Source organism: Brachyspira sp. (genome assembly GCF_050873525.1).
GTDB lineage: Bacteria > Spirochaetota > Brachyspiria > Brachyspirales > Brachyspiraceae > Brachyspira.
This window is the reverse complement of the sequence record NZ_JBNMIZ010000311.1, coordinates 1-2166: the sequence shown is the minus strand read 5'-3', so window position 1 is coordinate 2166 and position 2166 is coordinate 1. Positions and strand designations below refer to the sequence as shown.

At 30.1% G+C, this 2166-nt stretch carries 2 protein-coding genes; one reads left to right on the top strand and one right to left on the bottom strand.

Translation table 11 applies throughout. From position 1 onward, the window contains the following. The first annotated feature begins 82 nt into the window (after window positions 1–82). Window positions 83–787 (top strand): PorT family protein, encoded by a 705-nt coding sequence (locus ACR0QS_RS12915; protein ID WP_432633860.1) that lies wholly within the window; start codon window positions 83–85, stop codon window positions 785–787. A gap of 523 nt (window positions 788–1310) precedes the next feature. Here the strand turns inward: ACR0QS_RS12915 and ACR0QS_RS12910 are convergent. Further along, on the bottom strand, window positions 1311–2054 hold the full coding sequence (locus tag ACR0QS_RS12910) for a hypothetical protein (RefSeq protein WP_432633859.1): 744 nt from the start codon (window positions 2052–2054) through the stop codon (window positions 1311–1313). Between the last annotated feature and the right edge of the window lie 112 nt (window positions 2055–2166).

Below are 2166 nucleotides of genomic sequence, written 5' to 3'. Positions count from 1 at the left end.
TTTCAATTCTATTTGTCGAATTTAAAAATCTACGGTTATAAAATATAAAGAAAAATTTTAAATTAAATTAACGGAGGCTAAAATGAAAAGTCTAAAAAAATTTCTTTTAATAGTCGCAATGACTACGATATTCGGCGCATCGGCATTTGCGGAAAGCGGTTTTGAATTTATACTCAACGCGCCGTTGCAAATGAGTTTGGGAATTCCGTCAAAGTTTCTCAAAGACAACGCGGAAGCCATAGGCGAAAAAGGTTTCGATTATGGAGTTTCCGCACAATTCGGATATAAGGCTGATTTGGTTGGAAGTTTAGGAATAAGTCTGCTTGCCGAAGTCGGTTATTCGCATGATAATTTTGCAATGTCGATAAATGCGAGAGATATAGGAATCACATTAGACGAAAGAGTAAAATTTTCATTCGATTTTGAAAGTTTGCAAGTCGGTTTACTTCCAAAGTTAAATATCGGCGCATTTTCAATCGGAATCGGCGGAGGAGTTAAAATTCCTTTAATTGGAGGAAAAGAAACTGTAACAATCGGAAGCCAAAAAGAATCGGTAAAATTAAGCAGAGACGATATAAAAAATATACTCGAACCAGATTTGATAGGCTATATAAAAGGAACATTAGATTATTCCATATTTATAACCGACAGATTCGCTTTAAATCTCGGCTTATATTTAGGATACGATATTATCAACGCAAAAATATTGATAGGCGACCAAAAAGATAAATTGGGAAGTTTCGATGTTGGAGCGGAAGTAGGATTAAGATTTGCTAATAGAAGATAAAAAGATAAAATTATTTAAATTATTTTTTGATTAAAAATTTGATTAATAACGGTTTATACTTTTAAAAGTGTAAGCCGTTTTATTTTTAGTTATTACCAAAAATTTATTTTAAAATTAAACTTTATAAATAGTGGATTGCTTCGCTTTCTTACAAAAGCTCGCAATGACGGAATTTTTACTGTCATTATTTGTAATGATAAATTATTTTTTGCATAGTCATTGCGAAGGCTTTGCCTGAAGCAATCTATTTTTTGTGGATTGCCACGCCTTCACTCGCTAAAAGCGGGCAGTCGCCTCGTTCGGCTCGCAATGACAGAATTATTAAAAATGTTCGCAATGCAAATTAATCAGTCATTACGAGGCGTAGCCGAAGTAATCCAAAGTTAAAGAAATTCTATACAAAGTGGATTGCTTCGCTATCGCTCGCAATGACAATATTTTTTAACAATATAAAAAACACCCCGCATAAACTCTACGGGGCATTTCTTCTTACATTAAAGGAGGTAAAAACATTCCTTTATTTTTATTTAGGGCGTCCAAAACCGAAACCAAAAAATACCTCAAACGACAAAGAAGAAAAATTATATTCGTCAAATGTATATTTGTCAGTATTCTTTCTTAAATTATCTGTATCAAATTCCATACCAAAATTATAAAGCAAATTTGCTCCAATTTTGAAAGCCCAACTATCCGAAATATAGAAATTTTTTTCCAAATTTAGTTTTATATAAGGCATTATAGGAACTTTATACATATTTATTATTTTCCTAAAATCAATTTTACTTTCTCCTCCATAAATTCCTAATCCTAAAGGACTTGCATCAGTAATTTTTTGACTTATCCAGCTATAGAAAGGAAGAAAAATACCAGCTCCTATTCCAAATGAAATACCATTATTAAAATTAAATTTAGGTAATACTCCTATTATTAAATTATGATATTTGAATTTATTTTTTTTATCCGAATTCTCGGTTTCTGTTCTAAATCTCATATAATAATAGTATCCCGTTTCAAATAGGAGGCTTACGCCTTTTAAAACTTCGCTATCTTGCAGTTCAAAATTAGCTCCAATATCTAAAAAACCGTTTGCTGAAAAACCATAGTCAATCCTGCTACCTTCTAAAGCTTTAGCTATATCTAGAGAAGCTACTACTTGACTAAAATCTACAGTAGACCCCAAAGAACCGCCAAAACTAAACTCAAAATTAGCAGGTAATAATTTGGAACATGCTAATATAAACACTAATATTATTAATTTTAATTTCATAAAAAACCTATTTTAATATAATTTTTATATTAAAGATTATATTAAATAAAAAAAAAAAAATCAATAGTTAATAATATAAAAATAACAAAAATTTAGAAAAAATGAATTATTT

Coding starts and splice junctions, on each gene's coding strand:
- ACR0QS_RS12910 (WP_432633859.1), bottom strand. CDS start 2,054: ATGAAATTAAAATTAATAATATTAGTGTTTATATTAGCATGTTCCAAA.
- ACR0QS_RS12915 (WP_432633860.1), top strand. CDS start 83: ATGAAAAGTCTAAAAAAATTTCTTTTAATAGTCGCAATGACTACGATA.